This is a genomic window from Knoellia locipacati (assembly GCF_007992835.1).
GTDB lineage: Bacteria > Actinomycetota > Actinomycetes > Actinomycetales > Dermatophilaceae > Knoellia > Knoellia locipacati.
Genome location: NZ_BKBA01000003.1, coordinates 410,064 through 431,798, shown reverse-complemented (window position 1 = coordinate 431,798; position 21,735 = coordinate 410,064). Strand labels below are relative to the sequence as shown.

Here is a 21,735-nt window from a genome sequence, read left to right as displayed (position 1 = left end):
GCTCGGCTCGTCCGTCGCGGGCACCACCTGGCCGACACCTTCGTCGTGTGGGAGGAACCACTCGAATGGCCAAGATCATCGCTTTTGATGAAGAGGCTCGCCGCGGTCTCGAGCGAGGAATGAACATCCTCGCCGACGCCGTCAAGGTCACCCTGGGCCCCAAGGGCCGCAACGTCGTGCTGGAGAAGAAGTGGGGAGCCCCCACGATCACCAACGACGGTGTGTCCATCGCCAAGGAGATCGAGCTCGACGACCCCTACGAGAAGATCGGCGCCGAGCTGGTCAAGGAGGTCGCCAAGAAGACCGACGACGTCGCCGGTGACGGCACGACGACGGCGACCGTCCTCGCCCAGGCACTCGTCAAGGAGGGCCTGCGCAACGTTGCCGCCGGTGCCAACCCGATGGCGCTCAAGCGCGGCATCGAGAAGGCCGTCGCGGCCGTCTCGGACGAGCTGCTCGCCAACGCCAAGGACGTCGAGACCAAGGAGCAGATCGCTGCCACGGCCTCGATCTCCGCTGCTGACCCCCAGATCGGCGAGATGATCGCCGAGGCCATGGACAAGGTCGGCAAGGAAGGCGTCATCACCGTCGAGGAGAGCAACACCTTCGGCCTCGAGCTCGAGCTCACCGAGGGCATGCGCTTCGACAAGGGCTACATCAGCCACTACTTCGTCACCGACGCCGAGCGCATGGAGACCGTCCTCGACGACCCCTACGTGCTCGTCGTCAACTCCAAGATCGGCTCGATCAAGGACCTGCTGCCCCTCCTCGAGAAGGTCATGCAGTCCGGCAAGCCGCTGCTCATCATCGCCGAGGACGTCGAGGGCGAGGCCCTGTCGACGCTCGTCGTCAACAAGATCCGTGGCACGTTCAAGTCGGTCGCCGTCAAGGCTCCCGGCTTCGGCGACCGCCGCAAGGCCATGCTGGCCGACATCGCCATCCTCACCGGTGGCCAGGTCATCTCCGAGGAGGTCGGGCTCAAGCTCGACACCGCCGAGCTCGACCTGCTCGGCAAGGCCCGCAAGGTCGTCGTCACCAAGGACGAGACGACCATCGTCGAGGGCTCGGGCGACGCCGACCAGATCCAGGGTCGCGTCAACCAGATCCGCGCCGAGATCGAGAAGTCGGACTCCGACTACGACCGCGAGAAGCTCCAGGAGCGCCTCGCCAAGCTCGCCGGCGGCGTCGCCGTCATCAAGGCGGGCGCGGCCACCGAGGTCGAGCTCAAGGAGCGCAAGCACCGCATCGAGGACGCCGTGCGCAACGCCAAGGCTGCCGTCGAGGAGGGGATCGTCGCCGGTGGTGGCGTCGCCCTGCTCCAGGCCGGCAAGGCTGCCTTCGAGAAGCTCCAGCTCGAGGGTGACGAGGCGACCGGCGCCAACATCGTCCGCGTCGCGATCAGCGCCCCGCTCAAGCAGATCGCCATCAACGGCGGTCTCGAGGGTGGCGTCGTGACCGAGAAGGTGTCGAACCTCGAGTCCGGATGGGGCCTCAACGCCGCCACCGGCGAGTACGTCGACCTCATCAAGGCCGGCATCATCGACCCGGCCAAGGTGACGCGCTCCGCGCTGCAGAACGCCGCGTCGATCGCCGCGCTGTTCCTCACGACCGAGGCCGTCATCGCCGACAAGCCCGAGAAGTCGGCCCCGGCCATGCCGGGCGGCGACGAGATGGGTGGCATGGGCTTCTGATCTCCTGATCAGGACTCACCGGCACACGCCGGCACGAGGGCGGTCTCCCCACGGGGAGGCCGCCCTCTCGCGTCCCCTGTCCTGTCAGGGTTCTCTCAGGGTCGCCTCGGGGAGGAACCCCCTGCCGGTATGCCGGCCACGGTCCTACCGTTGACCGCATGACCACTGACCTCGCCCAGGAGCGCCGCGACACGACGGCAACGCCCAAGGTGGCTGCCCGCGTCACCGACCTCGTCAAGACCTACGGGTCCGGCGACACCGCCGTCACCGCGCTCAAGGGCGTCAGCCTCGACATCGCCGCCGGTGAGTTCACCGCCATCATGGGACCGTCGGGCTCGGGCAAGTCCACGCTCATGCACTGCGCGGCCGGGCTCGACTCGGTGACGCAGGGTTCGGTACGCCTGGGTGACACCGAGCTCACCACGCTCAAGGAGAAGGACCTCACCAAGGTCCGGCGCGACCACATCGGCTTCGTGTTCCAGTCCTTCAACCTCATCCCGACGCTCAACGCGGCCGAGAACATCCTGCTCCCGCTCTCGATCGCAGGCCGCAAGCCCGACCCGCAGTGGTACGACCACGTCATCGCCACCGTCGGCCTCGGCGACCGCCTCGGCCACCGGCCCGGCGAGCTCTCCGGCGGCCAGCAGCAGCGCGTGGCCTGCGCCCGCGCACTCGTGAGCCGGCCCGAGATCATCTTCGCCGACGAGCCGACCGGCAACCTCGACTCGACGTCGGGCGCCGAGGTCCTCGGCTTCCTGCGCCGGTCGGTCGACGACTTCGGCCAGACCATCGTCATGGTGACGCACGACCCGGGTGCTGCCAGCTGGACGGACCGCGTGGTCTTCCTCGCCGACGGCCGGATCGTCACCGAGCTGCGCGAGCCCACGCCCGAGCGGATCCTCGAGACGATGAAGAGCCTCGACGCGAAGGTGCAGGGCTGACCCATGCTGCGTGCCAGCTGGAAGAGCCTCATGGCCCGCAAGCTGCGGCTGTTCATGAGCGCCTTCGCGATCATCCTCGGAGTGGCGTTCGTCGCCGGTTCCTTCGTCTTCACCGACACCCTGGGTCGCAGCTTCGACTCGATCATGAACAGCACCGTCGGCGACGTCGTCGTGCGGCCCGTCTCGGGTGAGGTCGACCTCGAGTCGCAGCCCTCGTCGGCCACCGTGCCGGGCTCCCTCGTCAAGGAGCTCGCCTCCACGCCGGGCGCTGCCCGCGCCGACGGCAACATCACCAACTTCGGCACCTTCGTCGTCGGCAAGAACGGCAAGCTCATCGGCGGCTTCGGCCCGCCCGGGATCGGCGCCAACTACACCGAAGGGCCCGCGGCCAAGGGGCTGCAGCCGCTGAGCATCGACGTGGGTCGCTGGCCCACGGCCGCGGGCGAGGTCGTGCTCGACGAGAAGACCGCCGACAAGGCCGGCTACCTCGTCGGCGAGAAGGTCAACCTCGTGAGCTCGGGCACGCAGCCGCGCATCACCGCCAGGCTCGTCGGGATCGCGACGATGGAGGGCGGCACGGCCGGTGCCAGCCTGGCGATCTTCGACACCGCCGAGGCGCGCACGCTCTTCATGGACGGCAAGGACGTCTACACCGACATCTGGGTCACCGCGGCCGACGGCACGAGCCAGCAGGAGCTGCGCGACGCGGTGGCCGCCAGGCTCCCGGCCGGGGTCGAGGCCGTCACGGGTGACTCCGCGGCCAAGGCCGCAGCCTCGGACATCCAGGAGGCGCTCGGGTTCATCACGACGTTCCTGCTGATCTTCGCCGGAGTGGCGCTCGTCGTCGGGTCCTTCCTCATCGTCAACACGTTCAGCATCCTCGTGGCCCAGCGCTCCCGTGAGCTCGCGCTCTTCCGGGCCCTCGGCTCGACCCGGCGCCAGGTGGCGCGGTCGGTGCTCTTCGAGGCCAGCGTCATCGGGCTCGTCGGGTCGGTCATCGGCCTCGGTCTCGGCGTCGTCATCGCCATCGGCATCCGGACGCTGTTCGGCCAGTTCGGTCTCGACCTCAGCGGCCAGTCGCTCATCATCTCGCCGCGCACCGTCATCGTCTCGCTCGTCGTCGGCCTCGTCGTCACGCTCGTGGCGGCCTACCTGCCCGCCCGCAAGGCCGGCAAGGTGCCGCCCGTGGCGGCCATGCGTGACGACGCCGTCCTCGCCGAGAGCGGCATGCGCGGGCGGACCATCGTCGGCACGGGCCTCACCGTCGCCGGTGTCGGCCTCCTCGGGGCCGGCCTGTTCGCCGACGTCCCCAAGCCGACCTACTGGGTGGGCGGCGGCATCCTCGGGATCGTCCTGGGTGTGGCCCTCATCAGCCCGATCGTCGGGCGCCCCGTCATCGCCGCTATCGGCTGGCTCTACCGACGGACGTTCGGCGCCGTCGGCCTCATGGCCCAGCAGAACGCCCAGCGCAACCCGCGCCGGACCGGCGCCACCGCGTCCGCGCTCATGATCGGCGTGACCCTCGTGTCGATGATGGCGGTGTTCGGCGCCAGCGCGAAGGCGAGCATCGACAAGGCGGTCGAGAAGGAGTTCGTCGCCGACTACGTCGTCTCCAGCGTCGTCGGCACGCCGTTCTCCACCGAGGTGACCAAGGAGCTCGCGGCCGTCCCCGGCGTCAAGGAGGTCGCGGCGTTCCGCTGGGACGCCGTCAAGTCCTCGGCCAAGGGCGAGAACAGGGGCGTCATCGGGATCGACCCGAGCCACGTCGGTGTCCTGGGCCCGACCCCGATGGTCACCGGCCGCCTCGCCGACCTCACGGCGACGTCCGTGTCGATCTCGCAGGAGCGCGCCACGACGGACAGGCTCGAGGTGGGTTCGCGGATCGACCTCACCCGCGGTGGGACGACCAAGCCGTTCACGGTCGCCGCCATCCACGGCGAGTCGGCCCTGCTGTCGGCCGACTACCTCCTCAGCCTCCCGGCGCTGGAGTCGCTGGACGGCCCGAAGACCGACTCGTTCGTGTTCGTCTCCCGTGAACCGGGCACCGTGCCGGCTCAGGTGGGGCGCGACCTCGACAAGGCTCTGGCCGACCTGCCGGTCGTCACCGTCAAGGACCAGGGCGAGTTCGCCGACGAGCAGCGGGCCCAGGTCAACCAGATGCTCTATCTCATCTACGCGCTGCTCGGGCTGGCGGTCATCATCGCCATCCTCGGGATCATCAACACCCTCGCGCTGTCGGTGATCGAGCGGACCCGCGAGATCGGCCTGCTCCGGGCCGTGGGCCTCAGTCGGCGCCAGCTCAAGCGGATGCTGCGCCTGGAGTCGATCGTCATCGCCCTGCTCGGCGCCACGCTCGGGATCGGGCTGGGAGTGGCCTTCGGCGTCGCGCTGCAGCGTTCGCTCGCGGACGACGGCATCGACGTGCTCGCCGTGCCGTGGCCGCAGCTGGTGCTCTTCGTGGCCCTGTCAGGCCTCGTCGGGATCCTCGCGGCATGGTGGCCCGGGTGGCGGGCCTCGAAGCTCGACATCCTCAGGGCGGTCACCACCGAGTGACCCGGGGTGACCGGACCGGTGGCGGGTGCGACCTCAGGGGTTGTCGCGCCCGCCACCGGCGTCGCGGGGGCTCCGTCAGGTGAACATGCGCATGTTCTGGGCCTCGGTCTCGGCGTACTGCGCGCCCGCGGTGGCCAGCACCCGCCCGATCGAGTCGAGCGAGGTCTGGACCTGGCGCTGGGTGCCCTGCCACTGGGTGACGACGCCGTGGAACTGGGTGGCGGCCCCGCCCTTCCACGCGTCCTGGAGGGCGGTGAGCCGGGCGAGCATCTGGGCGACCTGGGCCTCGATCTCGCCGGAGATGCGCGCGATGTCGCCGGACGCCGCCTGGATGCGGTCGGTGTCGACCTGGAACTGCGTTGCCATGTCTGGTCCCCTCTGTCGGACCCGCACCGGCTGGTGCGGTCTGTGGCTTCGACCGTAGGGAGTTCGGCGTGATCGGCCGTGGAGTTGTCCACAGGCCCGGGGCCGCGAGCGGCATACGATCGCGGGGTGCTGCTCATCGACCCTCCCGCCTGGCCGGCCCACGGCCGGCTCTGGTCGCACCTCGTGAGCGACACCTCGTTCGACGAGCTGCACGCCTTCGCCGAGCGGGCCGGCATACCCCGTCGCGGGTTCGAGGGTGACCACTACGACGTCCCGGAGGAGCGCTACGACGCTGTCGTGGCCGCGGGAGCCGTGCCGACCGCTGGGCGTGAGCTGCTGAAGCGCCTGCAGCACAGCGGACTTCGCATCCCCAAGCGCAAGCACGAACGCGTCGTCATGAGCACGCCCGATGCTCCGTGGCTGCCGACCGGCGGGCGGGCGGACGTCATCGCCTCACGCCAGGACGACCCGCCACCCAACACCGTCGTCGTGCGCGCCGTGGTCCGTGAGCGACGAAGCCTGCTCCTCGGCGACCGCGCGGACGGAGGGGGACTGGACCTCCCGAGCCGTGAGGTGGCGGTGGGCGAGACGGCCCGTGAGGCCCTGCACCTGCTCTGCGAGGACCTCGGGACCCGGGCGGTGGGCGCCCAGCTGCTCGGCTACGTGCGCAACGTCGTGCGCGCCCCCGATGCGGGCTACCCGTGGCCGGTGCCGTTCGCGTGCTTCGCGCTCTTCACCGTGCCGGTCACCGACGTCGTCGTCGGGACGTGGTTCGCGCCGGAGGCGCAGCAGGCCGAGCTGGGGGAGCGCCACTGGTGGCCGCTCGTCGCTCCCGGCGCCGACGCGGTCGTGGGGCACTGACACTCCTGAGCCGACTGCGGGGCCTCAGCTCCGTCGCGCGAGGCGGTCGAGCTCGCGCCCGAGGTTGTCGCGGGCGCTCGCCTCCCACCGGCGCCGGGCGTGGTCGGTGCGATAGACCGACCCGCGCTCGAGGAAGGGTCGGAGGATGGCGCTGCGCCCCGTGGCGAAGGCGTCGTCCGGCACGGAGGCGTACTCCCGCCGGACGTCGTCGCAGTAGCCGTCGAAGCGCTCGGTCGGTGCGCCGAGGATCCAGAGGTCGGCGTCGTGGAACGCCGCCTGCGGCCCCGTCGTCTCGCTCACCTCGTGGGTCTGCGACGCCTCGACCAGCGAGCAGGTCAGGTCGACGACCCGACGGTCGACACCGCTGCCGGACAGGGCTGTTCGCGCCAGCTGCGAGCTGAGCCGTTCGTTGTCGGCAGGCGTCTCGACGTCGTAGACCGCGTCGTGGAACCACGCCGCGAGGACGGCGCCGGCCCAGTCCCGGTCGTTCTCGATGGCCGACGGCCGCAGCTCCGCGAGGGCACGCAGGACCTCGTCGAGATGCCGCAGGTCGTGGTAGCCGCGATGGGGCTGCGACCAGCGCCGCTCGAGGTCCTCACGGACGGAGAGGAGGCCGCGCACGTCACCCCTGACGACTCGCGCAGCCTCCTCCCACAGCTCGTCCCGCTTCATGCGGGCAGTCTGTCAGGCGGTCGCCTCCGGCAGCCGCGTCCGCTCCAGGGCCCTCGCGTATGCCGTCCCGCTGGCGAGGAGGAGCAGTCCCGTGACGATGAACGCCACGACCCGCCACAACCCGTCGAGGGTCGCGAGGTCGAAGAGGAAGAGCTTGGCGACACTCACCGCCGCCAGCCCGAGCCCGAGCCGCAGCGACAGGGCCCGGCGCGACTCGGCGCGCAGGCCGTGCAGCAGCAGCCACGCCGACGTCACCATCCACATCACCGTGGCGAGGGCGTGTCCGGCGAGGAAGCCCGCGGACGTGGCCCCGAGCGCCTCACCGAGGAGCAGGCCAACGGAGATGACGGCGACGGCGGACGTGGCGAGACCGGCGATGAGGGCGGCCACCCTCGTGAGACGACGGATGCGGGCCGGGATGCCCCGGACGACGTCGACACCCCAGGCGCCGAGCGCGGCGACCCCGCCGGCGAGGGCGCTGTCGAGCAGTGCCGTCGCGGCGTCGTGGTCCCGGGCCGACCAGAGGTCGACGTAGGCCGCGGGGTGCGTGAGGTAGGCGACCGAGGCCACCACGGTGGTCCCTGCCGCGACCCACAGCGTGACGCGAGAACGCGTCGTCACGGCGGCCGCGGCATACCCGAGGGCCGTGACGAGGATCCCGGAGACCACCCAGCGCTCGGGAGCGCCGCTCGTGACGGCGAGGAGGGCCGAGAGGCCGGAGATGGCACCGAAGGTCGTGGCCAGCGGCGTCGGAACGGGCCCGACCGGGCCGCGCGACGACACGGCGAGGGCCACGGCGAAGGCGACGGCGACGAGTGCGAAGCCGGTCGTGCGCAGGGTCTGGCCGTGGACACCGAAGGCGGTGAGGAGGGCGATCGTCGAGACGGCCACGATGGCGCTGCCGACGAGGTCGGTGCGGTCGTGGCGTGCGGCCGAGACGGCCCCCACGACGGCAAGCAGGGTGAGGGCGCCGGCCGCGACGATCGCGAGGCGCGACGGTGCGGAGTCGCCGGCGTCCACGGCGATCCCCGCCAGGATCAGGCTGGTCGCGGGCAGGGTGCGAGCGATGGCGAGCATCGGCCAGCCACGGTCACCCCGGACGAGCAGGGCGGCTGCCGACAGGACGACGACGAAGAGCGACACGTCGTCGCCGAACCCCTCGGTGACGACAGGGGCGAGCAGGCTCGCACCGAGGACGGTGACGACGGCGAGCAGCTGGCGGTCCCAACGACGAGCCAGCAGCAGCCCGCTCACCGCGACCACGGCCGCGATCGCCAGCCCGGCGACGCGGGGGACCCAGCCATAGACCGTGGTGACGGCGACGACGTCGAGGTAGCCCGCGGCATACCCGGTGGCCGCGATGGCGACGGGAGCGGCACTGGAGCGGCCCAGCCGGCTCTCACGACCACGGACCACGTGCGCGGCGGCGACGAGCCCGACGGCGAGGAGGACCCCCAGGGCGACCCTGAGCTCGGGCACGAACCAGCCCTGCTGCATCGCGAGGGCGAGCAGCAGCGCGACACCGATGAGCGTGACGACGGCGCCGGCCAGGGCGAGGACACGTGTCACGGCACCCTCGCGCTGCCACCACGACGGCACGGGAGCCGCGGCCGGCACCGGCGGGACGGGAGTCACGGGCGCGACCCGGCTGTCCGGAGCCGGTGCGGCCGCGGCGGGCGCGTGCGAAGGCCGGGGCGCCGTCGGGGCGGCGGCGGGCGCGTGCGCCGACCACGTGTCGGGCGAGGTCGCGGTCTGGACCTCGAGAGCCGCGCGCATGCGGGCGAGCCCGTTGCCCACGGCATACATCCGGTTCATCGCGTCGGCGAACTCGTTCTCGAGGCGCCGCACGTCCTGCAGCTGATCGGTCATGGGTACAGCGTGGAACAGTGAGTACCCCGACTCCATGAGTCGGGGTACTCACCGGTCCACCTCTCGAGGTGGTTCTTTGGTGCGGAGTCAGCTGGCCGGGGCCGCGGCGAGGGTCGCCGAGATCTCCTGGCTCTTGTTGTCGCGCAGGACCGTGAGCTTGACGGTGTCGCCGACGGAGTACTCGCGGATGTGGGCCACGAGCGACTCGGCCGAGTCGACCCGCTCGCCGTTGACGGCGGTGATGACGTCGCCCGACTTGAGGCCGGCCTTCTGCGCCGGGGTGTTCTCGGAGACGGTGCGCACCTGGGCGCCGGCGCGGGTGGCGTCGCCGTCGGATGCCGTGCCGTCGGTCGGCGCGACACCGAGGTAGGCGTGCTCGGCGGTGCCGTCGGCGATGAGCTGCTCGGCGATGGAGGCCGCCTCCTTGACCGGGATGGCGAAGCCGATGCCGATGTTCCCGCTCTGCGAGGAGCCGGAGGAGCCGAGCGAGGCGATCGAGGAGTTGATGCCGACGAGCTGGCCGTTGGCGTTGACGAGGGCGCCGCCGCTGTTGCCGGGGTTGATCGCGGCCGACGTCTGGATCGCGTTGGTCACGACGGGGTCGGCGTTCGACTGCTGCTGCTGGGGCTGGCCGAACGGGTTCTGCTGCTGCGGCTGCTCGTCCTGCGCCGCCTCGGTCGTCACGGGCCGGTTGAGCGCGCTGACGATGCCCGTCGTGACCGTGCCGGCGAGACCCAGCGGGTTGCCGACGGCCATGACCGGGTCGCCGACCTTGAGCGAGTCGGAGTCCCCGAGGGAGATCGGCTGGAGGTCCTTGGGCGCACCCTCGATGGTGACGACCGCGAGGTCGGTGGAGGGGTCGGTGCCCTGGATCCTGCCCTTGAACGTGCGACCGTCCGACAGCGTCACGGTGAGCTGCTTGGCGCCAGCGACGACGTGGTTGTTGGTGAGGACGTGGCCCGAGCCGTCGATGATGACGCCGGAGCCCTCGCCGCTGTCGGTCTTGATCGCGACGACGCTCGGCGACACGGCCGCGGCGGTGGCCGTCCAGTTGGGGGCCTGGGGGTTGCTCTGCGACACCGGAGCCGTCTGGGTGCCGCGACCCAGGCTGGAGGAGGACGACGCAGCGGAGGCGGTCTGCGTGTCCGGCGACCCCAGCTGGGTCGCGGCATAGGTGCCTCCCGACGCGAGTGCGGCGGTCAGCGCAGCCACCGCGAAGAGCTCGCCGACCCGGCGCCGCTGTCGCGGCTGGGGCTGGGGGCTCTGCGGCGCTGCCCCGGGGGCCGGCGGAGGGGGAAAGACCGGTCCTGCGGGTTCGTGGGCGCCGTACCAGGTGGTCGGCGCGGGCTGGCCGTGCTGCGACGAGGAGTACGCCCCGGTGGGGTGCTCGCGCGTGGCCTGCTGCGGAAGCGTCTGCGTGGTCGCACTGCCGTATCCGGGGTGCGGGGGGATGGGGGCGGAGGTCGAGGCGGGGGCCTCGGGAGCCTTCGGAGCCTCGGGGTTCGTGCCGGTCTGCTGTCCGGTCGGTCCGGGCTGCTGGTCGCTCATTGCGTCTCCTTCGTCGGGCTGGCACTGCTCACTCAAGTGGCCCGACCTCAAGGGGCGCTGGGCCGGGCCTGTGAGGCGCCTGTGGGTATCCGCACGACGAACGTCGCGCCCCCGCCGGTGGTCTCCTGCACGCCCACGCGGCCACGGTGCGCGGCGACGATGGCGGCGACGATGGCGAGCCCGAGGCCGTTGCCGCCCCCGGCCGTGCGTCCCCGCGAGGGGTCCGCACGGTAGAAGCGCTCGAACACGCGATGCGCTGTGCCAGAAGGGATTCCGTCTCCGTGGTCGCGGACCTCGAGCACTCCGTCGGATCCGTCGACGCCCACCGCCAGCTCGATCGGCGTGCCCGCCGGGGTGTGCCGGACGGCGTTGGCGACGAGGTTGGTGACGACCTGCCGGAGCCGCGACTCGGAGCCCCAGACCACGGTCGCGTCGACCGGTCCGGTGAGGCCGGTGAGCGAGATGCGACGCTCGGGCTCGCGGGCCCGGGCGTCGGCGGTCGCGTCGGCGGCGAGGACGGTGAGGTCGACCTGGGCCATCGCCGTGGTGGGCTCCTCGTCGAGCCGGGCCAGGGTGAGCAGGTCTTCGACGAGACCGCTCATGCGACCCGACTCGGACTCGATGCGCTCCATCGCGGCGCGGGTGTCCTCCGGCTTCGACAGGGCGCCCTGACGGTGGAGCTCGGCGTAGCCGCGGACGGTGGCCAAGGGGGTGCGCAGCTCGTGGCTCGCGTCGGCCACGAACTGGCGCATGCGGTCCTCGGAGGCCTCGCGCACGGCGAACGACGACTCGATCTGGGCGAGCATGGCGTTGAGACTGCGTGAGAGCGAGGTGACCTCGTCATCGGCTGCCCGCACCGGGATGCGTCGGGTGAGGTCGCCACCGGCGATGGCGGCCGCGGTGTCCTCGATCTGGGTGAGCGGGCGGAAGGCGCGGCGGACGGCGAACCACCCGAGCAGCGCCGAGGCGGCGAGCACGACGGCGCTCAGGGCGCCGGTGGTCACGAGGAGTCGCGCCACGGTCTGCTTGACCGAGCGCAGCGGGACGCCGACGGCGAACGTCGCCTCGTTCTTGCCGACGGTGCCGGCGATGAACCGCCAGTCCATCTCGCCGTCGACCGACTGCACGGTGAACGGCTTGCCGTTGCGCACCCGCGCGTCGGTGAGAGCGAGCCGCGGGACCTCGGGGTGCATCCGCTCGGTGGTCGGGTTGACGCTCATCGTCTCGCCGTCCACGGGGAAGAGGACGAACGCGTAGTTGGTGGGGGTGGTGTCCTCGTCGCCCTTGGTGAGATCCGTCAACGCCTGTGTCGCAACGGGTTTGGCGACACCCTTGAGCTCCGTGTCGACCCGCCCCAGGAGGTCGCGCTGCATGAGGTAGGCCGTCGCGAGGTTCGACACGAGCAGCGCCGCCGCGAGCACGATGAGGACGATGGCCACGAGGCGCACGCGCAGTGGCATCGCCTCGAGCCGCCTCACCACGGCCTGGGACGGGACGGTCGTCGACATCAGGTCTGCGGCGGCAGGCGCAGCACGTAGCCCACACCACGCTTGGTGTGGATGAGGGAGGGCAGTCCCTCCGTGTCGATCTTGCGCCGCAGGTACGAGATGTAGGACTCGACGATGCCGCTCTCGCCGCGGAAGTCGTACTCCCACACGTGGTCGAGGATCTGCGCCTTGGACAGCACCCGGTTGGGGTTGAGCATGAGGTAGCGCAGCAGCTTGAACTCGGTCGGGCTCGTCTCGATGACCCGACCGGCGCGGCGCACCTCGTGGCTGTCCTCGTCGAGCTCGAGGTCCTCGAACCGCAGGGCCGCGCTGTCGTCGACCTCGCCGCGGGTGCGGCGCAGGACCGCACGGATGCGCGCGACGACCTCCTCGAGGCTGAACGGCTTGGTGACGTAGTCGTCGCCGCCCACGGTGAGGCCCTTGATCTTGTCGTCGACGGAGTCGCGCGCCGTGACGAAGACGATCGGCACGTGTCGACCGGACTCGCGCAGCTTGCGGGTCACGGCGAACCCGTCCATGTCGGGCAGCATGACGTCGAGGACGCAGAGGTCGGGGTGCCGGTCCTCGGCGAGCTTGACGGCCTCACCACCGGTGGCGGCCGTGACGACCTCGAAGCCGGCGAACCTCAGGGAGGTCGCGAGCAGCTCGCGGATGTTGGGCTCGTCCTCGACGACGAGGAGCGTGGCCTCGGGGGTTGCTGGGTTGGCGCTCACCCGTCCAGTGTCCCGCTCCTGTCTGGGAGTTGGCTGGATGTATGCCGTGTCCTCGCCCTGCGTGCCTGTGGCTAGCGCGACTGCAGCGCGTCGAGGGCGACGGCCATGGCGGCACCGATGCGCCAGTCGAGCGCGTGGCCGTCGACGGGCGGCAGCTCGACCTCGTAGACGTCGCGCAGCGCCGGCTTCTTCGTGCTGCTCAGGACGACCTGGCCGTCGGGCATCGTGAAGTCGAAGTGAAAGAGGAACGGCACGGGGATGTCGCCGATGACCGGGATGAAGTCCCAGATGCGGCGCACGACGGCGATGGTGTGGTTGCGCTCCTGACCCAGCGAGGTCCGGCCGGCGCCGTCGGTGAGGTGCCAGGTCGAGCGGAGCAGCGACTTGCCGAAGTCCTTGCGGAACTGCCCGATCGGCGCTCCCGCAGCGTCGGTCACGTCGTAGGTCGCGCCGAGGTCCATCCGGGTGCGCGCCTTGAACCCGAAGACCGGCTGGCTCTTGCCCGCGTCGGAGAAGAACGTCACCTGCTCCTTGAACGCCATCCGCTTCTGCTCGGCGAAGGCCCAGAGACCGACCTCGGTGCCGTCGGGACCCACGCCGTGGATCTCGTAGCGGTTGACCATGAGGGTGAGCTTCTGGCGGACCCGGAAGCGGGTCGGCTGGGCGGTGGGCTCGGTCGGGGTGCCCTGCGGCGGCTGCGTCATGGGCGCCACTCTCACACACGTCGCACGCAAGAGCCGGTATGCCGTCCGCTCGCCTGCCGTCAGTCGAGGTCGGTGGCGTCGATGATGCGGTAGGCGTAGCCCTGCTCGGCGAGGAAGCGCTGGCGGTGGGCGGCGAAGTCGGCGTCGACGGTGTCGCGCGCCACGACGGTGTAGAAGTGCGCGGTCCGGCCGTCGCCCTTGGGTCGCAGCACCCGTCCGAGACGCTGGGCCTCCTCCTGGCGCGAGCCGAAGGTGCCCGACACCTGGATGGCCACGCTGGCCTCGGGGAGGTCGATCGAGAAGTTCGCGACCTTCGAGACGACGAGCAGGCTGATCGCGCCGGTCCGGAACGCGTCGTAGAGGCGCTGCCGCTCGGTCACCGTCGTCTCGCCAGTGATGACGTCCGCCCCGAGCCGCTGGGCGAGCTCGTCGAGCTGGTCGAGGTACTGGCCGATGACGAGCGTCGGCTCGCCGCGGTGGCGGGCGACGAGCTTCTCGACGACCGGGAGCTTGGAGTCCGAGCAGGAGGCGAGGCGGTACCGGTCCTCGGGCTCCGCGACGGCATACGCCATGCGTTGTCCGTCGGGAAGCGAGACCCGGACCTCGACGCAGTCGGCCGGTGCGATGTAGCCCTGCGCCTCGATGTCCTTCCACGGCGCGTCGAACCGCTTGGGCCCGATGAGCGAGAACACGTCGGACTCGAGGCCGTCCTCGCGCACGAGGGTGGCGGTGAGGCCGAGCCGACGACGGGCCTGGAGGTCGGCCGTCATCCGGAAGATGGGCGCCGGCAGCAGGTGCACCTCGTCGTAGACCACGAGCCCCCAGTCGCGGGCGTCGAGCAGGTCGAGGTGCGTGTAGACGCCCTTGCGACGCGTCGTGAGCACCTGGTAGGTCGCGATGGTGACCGGGCGGATCTCCTTGCGCGCGCCGGAGTACTCGCCGATCTCGTCCTCGGTGAGGCTGGTCCGGCGGAGCAGTTCGTCCTTCCACTGCCGTGCGGACACGGTGTTGGTGACGAGGATGAGCGTCGTCGCCGACGCCTTGGCCATCGCGGCCGCCCCGACGAGCGTCTTGCCCGCGCCGCAGGGGAGGACGACGACGCCGGAGCCGCCGTGCCAGAAGCCGTCGACCGCCTGCTCCTGGTAGGGCCGCAGGCTCCAGCCCCCGCCCTGGTCGAGGCTGATGGCGTGGGCCTCGCCGTCGACGTAGCCGGCCTCGTCCTCGGCCGGCCACCCGACCTTGAGCAGCTCCTGCTTGAGGTGGCCGCGCTCGCTCGGGTGGACGACGACCGTGTCCTCGTCGAGGCGCTCACCGATGAGCGGCTTGATCCGCTTGTGCCGCAGCACCTCCGCGAGCACGGCGCGGTCGGTGGTGCGCAGCACGAGACGCCCGTCGCCGTCCTTGGTCAGCGTGAGGCGGCCGTAGCGCGCCATCGTGTCGGCGACGTCGACGAGCAGCGCGTGCGGCACGGGGTAGCGGCTGTGCGTGACGAGGGCGTCGACCACCTGCTCGGCGTCGTGCCCCGCCGCCCGCGCGTTCCACAGCCCGAGCGGGGTGATCCGGTAGGTGTGGATGTGCTCGGGAGCCCGCTCGAGCTCGGCGAACGGTGCGATCGCCCGTCGTGCCTCCGCGGACCGAGGGTGCTCGACCTCGAGGAGGAGCGTCTTGTCGCTCTGGACGATGAGTGCGCCGTCAGTCAAGGGACCTCAGTACGAGTAGTCGGAGTCGTAGCTGCTGCCGCCGTCGAACCCACCCGAGGCACCGACGGCGATGAAGATGACGACGCCGATGACGGCGAGCGCCATGCCGATGCCGAAGGCGATCCAGCCCCACTTCGTGAGGCGGCGCGAGCCCTCGGGGTCGGTGGAGTTCTTGGTCAGCGCGATGATGCCGAGGATGAGCGGGACGATGCCGGGCACGCAGCAGCTCACGGTGACGATGCCGGAGATGATCGTGAGGACGAGTGCGCTCGTGTTCTGGGGCGGAGGGGCGCCGTAGGCGGCCGGCGGGGCCTGCCACTGGCCGGGCGCCTGGTAGGGCGGGTAGCCACCGGGCTGCGGCTGGGCTCCGCTCGCGGCGTACGGGTCGTATGCCGGCTGCGGCGCCGCGTAGGGGTCGTACGGCGGCGGTGGGGGCGTCGCGGCATACGGGTTGGTCGGCTGGGCGCTCGAGCCGGCGTAGGGGTTGCTGTCACCACGCGGCTGGACGTAGGGGGCGTCGTAGCCGGGGTACTGGGGGGCCGGCGGGACCGGGGGAACGGGAGCCTGCGGGGCCGCCTGGGTGTCGCCGCCCTGCGGGATGTGCTCGGTCGGCGCCGACTGCGGCTGTGGCGACTCGGGCGCGGGAGGGGTCGGGTCCTGTGAGGAGTGGGGTGCCGCCCAGTCCGGGCTGGCCGTCGGATCCGAGTACTCCCCCTGCTGCGGGTCCTTGTCGTTCTCGCTCATGGCGACAAGGTATCCCGCCGTGCCCTCCACGCGTGCCCAGGTCCGGAGGACTCGCACGAGGTGCGTGTCAGGATGAGGCATGAGCATGCGCACGCCACAGGTCGAGGCCGACCCGACGCTCCCGTCGGAGATCACGATCTACGAGGTCGGTGCCCGAGACGGCCTCCAGAACGAGAAGTCGGTCGTGCCCGCGCAGGTCAAGGCCGAGTTCATCCGGCGCATGGCGTCCGCCGGGCTCGCGACGATCGAGACGACGTCGTTCGTCAACCCCCAGTGGGTGCCGCAGCTCGCCGACGCCGCCGAGGTGCTCGAGCTGCTCGGCGACGAGGGGCGCGGCCCCCGCCGTCCGGTGCTCGTGCCCAACGAGCGTGGCCTCGACCGCGCCCTCGAGGCCGGTGTCGGGGCCGTCGCGATCTTCGGCAGCGCGACCGAGACGTTCGCCCGCAAGAACCTCAACCGCTCGGTCGACGAGTCCATCGACATGTTCCGCCCCGTCGTCGAGCGCTCGCGCGAGGCGGGCCTGTGGGTGCGCGGCTACGTGTCGATGTGCTTCGGCGACCCGTGGGAGGGCCCCGTGCCCGTCCAGCAGGTGGTCGACGTCGCCGAGCGGCTCATGGACCTCGGCTGCGACCAGCTCTCGCTCGGCGACACCATCGGCGTCGCCACCTCCGGCCACGTGGCCCACCTGCTCGATGCGTTGCAGGAGAGGGGGATCGGCCTCGACCAGACCGCCGTGCACTTCCACGACACCTACGGCCAGGCCCTGAGCAACACCCTCGTCGCCCTGCGCCACGGCATCACCGTCGTCGACTCGTCCGCCGGCGGGCTGGGCGGCTGCCCCTACGCCGAGAGCGCCACCGGCAACCTCGCCACCGAGGACCTCGTCTGGGCGATGGAGGGTGCCGGCATCCGCACCGGCGTCGACCTCGAGTCCCTCTTGTCCACCAGCTCGTGGATGGCGCAGCAGCTCGGGCGTCCCTCGCCCTCCGCCGTCGTCCGCGCTCTCACCAACCCCCTCTGATTGCCCCTCTGGGACGGCCCTGCTCGCGCGCAGCGCCCCTCGGGCTGTCCCGGAGGGGCAATCAGTGGGGCAACCTGAGCGTCGCCCCGGGCGGCGGACCGCTCACGTGGGGCGATGCGCGCTAGCTGCTCCTTCGTCGCAGACGCACGCCTCGCCCCACGTCACGCGACCGCCGCGAGGGGGCTCAGTCGGCGACGACGCCGGTGATGCGGTGGACCGAGAGGGTGCGCGTGACGCCCTCGCTGGTGCCGGTGACGCGTCCACCGTCGAGCCGCTCGGGATAGAAGAGCAGGCGCTGGGTGCGGCCGACGCCGTCGGAGTACCCGAGCCACACGGCGCGTCCGTCGGCGATGGCCTCGCGGAGCACGGCGACGGAGGTCGTCGGGTCGTTGGCGGGGATGGGTGGGCCGGTGCGACCGCCGGGTGCGGCGGCGGCGCGGGCGCGCGACTCCGTCTCGGAGGCGCGCAGGCCTGCGACGAGGGAGGTGATCTGGGCGTCGTCCATGGCCTGCACGAGGGCGGGGTCGACCGAGCTGCGGCGCACGACACGTCGGGCCGGCCGGGTCGGCACGGTGACGGTCCCGGCGGCGGACTCGGCGACGGGGGAGAAGCCCTCCTCGCGCAGCACCTCGAGGACGACGTCGGGTCGCACGGGTGAGGTGAGGACGGTCGGCGCGATCTTGCGCAGCTGGAGGGCGGAGAGCTGGCGGTGGGCGAGCATGACGTCGAGCCCGGCCTCGTCCTCGCTGCGGATGACGGCGCTGACACCGCGCACGCGCACCGTGCCGTGGCGGCGTGCGGCGTCGCGCACGAGGTACTCGAGGGGTTGTGGCACGGGGGTGCTGCTCGCGTCACGGAGTCCGGCGAGGATGTCCTCGCCGGTCCAGCCGGTGTCGAGGCAGCGACGGATCGAGTCCTCGCTGAAGCGGTGCACGGTGGCGCCACCGCGGGACTCGACGTCGGCGACCATCCGCAGGAAGGCGGCGAGCGAGCCGGTGACCGGCCCCGGGGCGATCGCGGTGAGGTCGGCCTGGAGCAGCACGGCCTCGACGGGTGTCGGCAGGTGCGGGTGGATCGACTCGGCGACACCCGCGATGTCACCCCCGGACGCGAGCAGCGCACGTCCGGCGACGCTGAGCGCGCCGTGCCCGGTGACACCGAGCCAAGCCGCCTCCGCGAGGACGGCCTCGACGACGCTCTCGAGGGTGCGGGGGACCCGCCGGGGCCTGCGCCACCGGACGGCTGCCGCGAGGTCCGAGGCGAGCGGGGCCACCCCGACGTCGGTCGCGGCGAGCAGGTCGAGCACGCCGCGGCGCAGGGACCGGATCGGCGGCCACTGCACGTCGCCGCCGAGGGCGTTGACCACGGACGAGGCGTCGGTGCGCGACCCCACGCGGTGCGGCGCACGGGTCGTCGACAGCCACGCCTGTGCGAGCCGGGCCCACCGCTCGCCACCGGGTTCGGTCTGCCACGCGTCGTACTCCGCGGTCGGCACCCAGTGCGGGTCCACCTCGCCGTCGTCGGCGACGAGGTCGGCGATGAGGGCGAGCTCGACGAGGTATGCCGTGTGCTCCGGTGCCGTGTCGAGGCGCGTCGCCGCGGCCTTGAGGTCGCGGACCGCGAGACCGCCGGTGCGCAGGACGCGCGGCGGCGTCTGCGACCACGCATCGAGGAGCTCGTCGAGGAGGGCCAGGACCTCGGAGGCGGCGGCGCCGGCGGCGGCGTCGACCGCGTCGACCTTGCGCTCGGGTCCGGTGACGGTCGGGGGCTCGAGCTGGACCTCACGGTGGACCCGGCCCTCACGCAGGGTCATCGCGACCTCGCGCGGGAGCGCGATCTGGTCGGCGGCGACCGCCCGCACGAGGCCCTGGGTGAGCAGCCAGCGTGGGCCGTCGTCGGAGGGCCCACGGCGCCCGGGGGCGTCCTCGGCGGCCACGATGCCCACCGCCGGGCCCCAGGTGAGGCGGTCGAGGACGGCGCGAGCCCGCGGGGGCGCCTGGGCGACCGCCGCACGGATCGTCGTCTCGTCGAGGGCGTCGCCCCCGGGCAGGTCGTCGCCGCTCGGTCCGAGCCCGGCGAGGGCCTCGCCGAGGACGTCCTTGGCGGTCCGCGTCACGACGGTTCCCTCGGGGGCGCGCCACACGAGGGCGAGGCGCCACAGGTCGTCGAGCAGGCGTGTGGCGCTCGCGGCGTCGATGCCGCCGAGCAGCCGCGAAAGCTCGGCGGGCGTGACGCTGTCGCCGGCCACCGCTGCGGCCTCGAGCGCCTGGATGTGTGCGAGGTCGAGTCCGTCGACCGCGCGCAGGGTGCTGGCGCGCGTCGAGCTGCGTGACGCGAGGGCCGTGAGGTCGCTGGGTGCCGGCCGGGCGAGGTCCGGCCTGGCTGCGAGCAGCGCGGTCAGCTCCGCGTCGGAGCGTCCCCGGATGTCGTCGGCCAGGGAGCGGCTCGGGGCAGGGGAGGCAGGCGGCACTGCACCACCGTAGTCCTGCGGTGCCACGCGTAGATTCGGCTTCCATGAGCGCACCCACGCCGTCCCCCACCGGCGAGCAGTGGCACCTGTCCGCCGGCTCCGACGAGCTCGTCGTCGTCGAGGTCGGCGGCGGCCTGCGCACGTGGACCCGCGACGGCGTCGACGTGCTCGCGGGCTACGCGGCCGACGCCCCGTGCACGAGCGGTCGCGGCCAGCAGCTCATCCCCTGGCCGAACCGGATCCGGGACGGTCTCTACTCGCGCGACGGCGTCGAGCACCAGCTGCCGCTCACCGAGGTCGAGCACTCCAACGCCAGCCACGGCCTCGTCCGCTGGGCGCCGTGGCGCCTCGTCGAACGCACCGCCTCCTCGGTGACCGTCGGTCACCGGCTCTTCCCGCAGCCGGGCTGGGACTGGCACCTCGAGTCCACGACGACGTATGCCGTGGCACCGGACGGTCTCACCGTCACCGTCCGCGTCGCGAACGTGGGGCAGGGGGTCGCGCCGTTCGGCTACGGCGCCCACCCCTACGTCGCCATCGGGGACGCACCCGTCGAGGACGTCGAGGTGGGCATCCCGGGCGCCACGTGGGTCGAGGTCGACGAGCGGCTCATCCCCACCGCCACGCACCCGGTCGACGGCTCGCCGTTCGACTTCCGGGCCCCCAGAGCGATCGGGACGCGGCGTCTCGACACGGCATACACGGATCTCGAGGTCGTGGACGGGCGCTGGACCGTCACGGTGACCACCCCCGGTCGCGGCTCCGTCGACGTCTGGGCCGACGCGGAGGCGCTGCCGTGGGCGCAGGTGTTCTCGGGCAAGGCCGAGGCCGGCCAGTCCGGCGAGCACGGGATCGCGGTCGAGCCGATGACCTGCCCGCCCGACGCCTTCCGCTCCGGCGACTCGCTGCTCGAGCTCGGCCCGGGCGAGGCGTGGACGGGGACGTGGGGGATCAGCCCGCGGTGACGCCGTTCTCGGTCGGGGTGAGGTGACGCTCGAGCACGACGATCGCGCCGGCCATGACCACGAGGCCGCCGACCATCGCGACGATGAACACTCCGGAGAGGTCGTGCTGGAGCAGGAACCCCGAGACGATCGGCCCCAGGATCGCGCCGCCCTGGAAGGCTCCGGCGTTGACGGCGTTGGCACGGCCGCGCACGTGGTCGTCGGCCATGTCGTTGGTGATGGCCGGGATCGCGATCTGCATGAAGATCTCGCCGAGCCCGAACACGCCCATGAAGGTGACGACCGCGACGGCGGCCAGCACCGCCGGTCCGATCCCCGCCGCCGAGAGGATGAGCCAGGACAGCACCCACAGCACCACCATGACGAGCAGACCGCGGGTGCGGCGGCGCCCGGTCACCGCCTTGAGCACCGTGAACTGGAGGGCGACGATGACGAGGGTGTTGATGGCGAACGCGAACCCGATGACCTGGGTCGAGACCTCGCCGACCTGCCGCGAGAACGCCGGGAAGCCCGACTCGATCTGGCCGTAGCCGATGAACGTGCACAGGAAGGTGATGAACGTCAGCCAGAGCACGGGCGGGCGCCGGAGCAGGTCGAGGTAGCCGACCGTCGGGGTGTCGGCGGAGCGCTCGGCCCGCCCGGAGACGGAGCGCAGGGGGCCGAGCAGCAGCCCGAGCGGCACGAGCATGCTCACCGCGTCGGCGAGGAAGATCAGCGTGAAGGTCATCGGCTCGCGCACGTCGACGAAGAGTCCGCCGATGACCCCGCCGAGCCCGATGCCGAGGTTGACGAGGGCGAAGTTGACCCCGAAGTACTGCTGGCGCAGCGGCCCCGACACCACGGACGCGATGAGGGCGTTGAACGCCGGCCACGACACCCCGAAGTTGAAGCCGAGGAGCACGAAGCCGACGACGAACATCGGCACGGAGGTGGCGAACGCGAGCACGGTGCAGCCGAGCAGCTGGGCGCTCGTGCCGGCGATGAGCATGCGACGGGCGCCGACCCGGTCGGTGAGCGAGCCGCCCGGCCCGGTGACGCACAGGGCGACGACGGCGATGAGGGCGAGCAGCGTGCCGGCCGTGCCGAGCGAGATGCCCCGGACCTCGTGGATGTAGATGACGGTGAACGGCAGTGTGAGGCCACGCCCGAGGGTCTGGATCGCGACCGTCGAGAGCAGCCACCGGCCCGGGGTCGGCAGGTCCGCCCAGAACTGCCTCAGGCTCACCTTGGGTCGCTCGGTCGCGGTGCTCACCGGAGAACTCTCGCAGGCAGGGCCGACACCCCCCAACCGAGTTTCCCGGGGTGGCCGGGCGGCGCGGGAAAGGTGTGCGCACGGCATACGGCGTCCGGGATAGCCTGTGCGGGTCAGCCCGGAGGTGCGATGCCCGCACTCCGGACCACCCACAGCA

General features: G+C 72.0%; 17 protein-coding genes and 1 pseudogene. 6 read left to right on the top strand and 12 right to left on the bottom strand.

Annotated features, from left to right (window positions below):
- Positions 1-65: 65 nt before the first annotated feature.
- From groL to KLO01_RS03490, 3 genes are all read left to right on the top strand, one after another.
- A complete protein-coding gene (gene groL / locus KLO01_RS03500) occupies positions 66-1,691 on the top strand; it encodes a chaperonin GroEL (protein ID WP_147062148.1) in 1,626 nt (541 codons plus the stop codon).
- A gap of 158 nt (positions 1,692-1,849) precedes the next feature.
- Positions 1,850-2,632, top strand: coding sequence for an ABC transporter ATP-binding protein (locus tag KLO01_RS03495; protein ID WP_147062147.1), 783 nt, complete (start codon positions 1,850-1,852; stop codon positions 2,630-2,632).
- A 3-nt stretch (positions 2,633-2,635) separates the two neighbouring features.
- Positions 2,636-5,185, top strand: a complete 2,550-nt coding sequence (locus KLO01_RS03490) for an ABC transporter permease (RefSeq protein ID WP_147062146.1) — start codon at positions 2,636-2,638, stop codon at positions 5,183-5,185.
- A gap of 75 nt (positions 5,186-5,260) precedes the next feature.
- Here KLO01_RS03490 and KLO01_RS03485 read toward each other — a convergent pair whose 3' ends face one another.
- Positions 5,261-5,551, bottom strand: a complete 291-nt coding sequence (locus KLO01_RS03485; RefSeq protein WP_147062145.1) for a WXG100 family type VII secretion target — start codon at positions 5,549-5,551, stop codon at positions 5,261-5,263.
- 126 nt (positions 5,552-5,677) lie between these two features.
- On the opposite strand from KLO01_RS03485, the gene KLO01_RS03480 reads away from it, so the two are divergent.
- Positions 5,678-6,412: a DUF4031 domain-containing protein gene (locus KLO01_RS03480; protein ID WP_147062144.1), complete on the top strand. Its 735-nt coding sequence runs from the start codon at positions 5,678-5,680 to the stop codon at positions 6,410-6,412.
- Positions 6,413-6,436: 24 nt separating this feature from the next.
- On the opposite strand, the gene KLO01_RS03475 is transcribed toward KLO01_RS03480, so the two are convergent.
- From KLO01_RS03475 to KLO01_RS03440, 9 genes and pseudogenes are all read right to left on the bottom strand, one after another.
- Positions 6,437-7,084 carry an HD domain-containing protein gene (locus KLO01_RS03475; protein ID WP_147062143.1) on the bottom strand — a complete coding sequence of 216 codons (648 nt, stop codon included), beginning with the start codon at positions 7,082-7,084 and terminating at the stop codon, positions 6,437-6,439.
- A gap of 12 nt (positions 7,085-7,096) precedes the next feature.
- The gene (locus tag KLO01_RS17615) at positions 7,097-7,705 is read right to left on the bottom strand and encodes a DUF2339 domain-containing protein (RefSeq protein ID WP_486328315.1); all 609 of its coding nucleotides are present in this window, start codon (positions 7,703-7,705) and stop codon (positions 7,097-7,099) included.
- Between the two features lie 105 nt (positions 7,706-7,810).
- Positions 7,811-8,860 (bottom strand): annotated as a pseudogene (locus KLO01_RS17610) (DUF2339 domain-containing protein); the annotation flags it as partial.
- A gap of 180 nt (positions 8,861-9,040) precedes the next feature.
- Positions 9,041-10,501, bottom strand: coding sequence for a S1C family serine protease (locus KLO01_RS03465; RefSeq protein ID WP_147062141.1), 1,461 nt, complete (start codon positions 10,499-10,501; stop codon positions 9,041-9,043).
- A gap of 47 nt (positions 10,502-10,548) precedes the next feature.
- Entirely contained in the window at positions 10,549-12,009 is a 1,461-nt protein-coding gene (locus KLO01_RS03460; RefSeq protein WP_147062140.1) for a sensor histidine kinase, read from the bottom strand.
- Positions 12,009-12,722 (bottom strand): response regulator transcription factor, encoded by a 714-nt coding sequence (locus KLO01_RS03455; protein ID WP_147062139.1) that lies wholly within the window; start codon positions 12,720-12,722, stop codon positions 12,009-12,011. The genes KLO01_RS03460 and KLO01_RS03455 overlap by 1 nt, the downstream gene beginning before the upstream one ends.
- Before the next feature lie 71 nt (positions 12,723-12,793).
- Positions 12,794-13,426: an LURP-one-related family protein gene (locus KLO01_RS03450; protein ID WP_147062138.1), complete on the bottom strand. Its 633-nt coding sequence runs from the start codon at positions 13,424-13,426 to the stop codon at positions 12,794-12,796.
- Positions 13,427-13,485: 59 nt separating this feature from the next.
- Entirely contained in the window at positions 13,486-15,126 is a 1,641-nt protein-coding gene (locus KLO01_RS03445; RefSeq protein WP_147062137.1) for a DNA repair helicase XPB, read from the bottom strand.
- 6 nt (positions 15,127-15,132) lie between these two features.
- Positions 15,133-15,870 carry a DUF4190 domain-containing protein gene (locus KLO01_RS03440; RefSeq protein ID WP_147062136.1) on the bottom strand — a complete coding sequence of 246 codons (738 nt, stop codon included), beginning with the start codon at positions 15,868-15,870 and terminating at the stop codon, positions 15,133-15,135.
- A gap of 85 nt (positions 15,871-15,955) precedes the next feature.
- Here KLO01_RS03440 and KLO01_RS03435 point away from each other — a divergent pair, with 85 nt between their 5' ends.
- The gene (locus tag KLO01_RS03435) at positions 15,956-16,891 is read left to right on the top strand and encodes a hydroxymethylglutaryl-CoA lyase (protein WP_147063089.1); all 936 of its coding nucleotides are present in this window, start codon (positions 15,956-15,958) and stop codon (positions 16,889-16,891) included.
- Between the two features lie 184 nt (positions 16,892-17,075).
- On the opposite strand, the gene KLO01_RS03430 is transcribed toward KLO01_RS03435, so the two are convergent.
- Positions 17,076-19,361 (bottom strand): helicase-associated domain-containing protein, encoded by a 2,286-nt coding sequence (locus KLO01_RS03430; RefSeq protein WP_147062135.1) that lies wholly within the window; start codon positions 19,359-19,361, stop codon positions 17,076-17,078.
- A gap of 44 nt (positions 19,362-19,405) precedes the next feature.
- On the opposite strand from KLO01_RS03430, the gene KLO01_RS03425 reads away from it, so the two are divergent.
- Entirely contained in the window at positions 19,406-20,326 is a 921-nt protein-coding gene (locus tag KLO01_RS03425) for an aldose 1-epimerase family protein (RefSeq protein WP_147062134.1), read from the top strand.
- Here the strand turns inward: KLO01_RS03425 and KLO01_RS03420 are convergent.
- Complete coding sequence (locus tag KLO01_RS03420; RefSeq protein WP_147062133.1) at positions 20,313-21,578, bottom strand: MFS transporter; 1,266 nt, start codon at positions 21,576-21,578, stop codon at positions 20,313-20,315. The two genes, KLO01_RS03425 and KLO01_RS03420, sit on opposite strands and share 14 nt — an antisense overlap.
- Between the last annotated feature and the right edge of the window lie 157 nt (positions 21,579-21,735).